This window comes from Pseudarthrobacter sp. 10T415 (genome assembly GCF_056394175.1).
Map to the genome: position 1 here is coordinate 1 of NZ_JBFTHJ010000068.1, position 483 is coordinate 483.

General features: G+C 57.3%; 1 protein-coding gene. It reads left to right on the top strand.

Annotated elements, in window-relative coordinates:
- Window positions 1-307: 307 nt before the first annotated feature.
- Window positions 308-483 (top strand): helix-turn-helix domain-containing protein (locus AC1DBN_RS21475; protein ID WP_477724198.1); only part of this gene is annotated, 176 nt, incomplete at its 3' end.

The following is a 483-nucleotide window of genomic DNA, read 5'->3' on the forward strand; positions in this document are numbered from 1 at the left end:
ACTGCATCGTCACCCGGGCGGCCTCGCAGATGTGCGCGGGCGTGGCAAAGTCCGGCTCTCCGGCCGTCAGGCCGATGACATCACGGCCGGCGGCCCGCAACTCGCGGACGCGCTGCCCTGCCATGGAACTGGGGGATGGTTTGATGCGGTTGAGTCTGTCGGCAAGCTTCAGCATGGGCGGTTCACTGGTGGATCGATGGACACCAGTATGTGAGCCCTCTCCGCATGCCACAAACGAGTAATAAGATTGCTTTGCTATTCTTTAAATTCCTGGATTGCTTCATAGTGGTGCCTAATCCGTCATTCAATGGGTGAAAAAACCGTGAATGTGACATTAAAGCAACTTGAAGCCTTCTATTTCAGCGTCACGAGCGCGTCATTCACCGTCGCGGCCGCCAAGCTGTTTACGACGCAATCAGCCGTCTCGAAGCGCGTGATCGAACTCGAACAGGCACTGGGCGTGCAACTGGTGCACCGCATGCC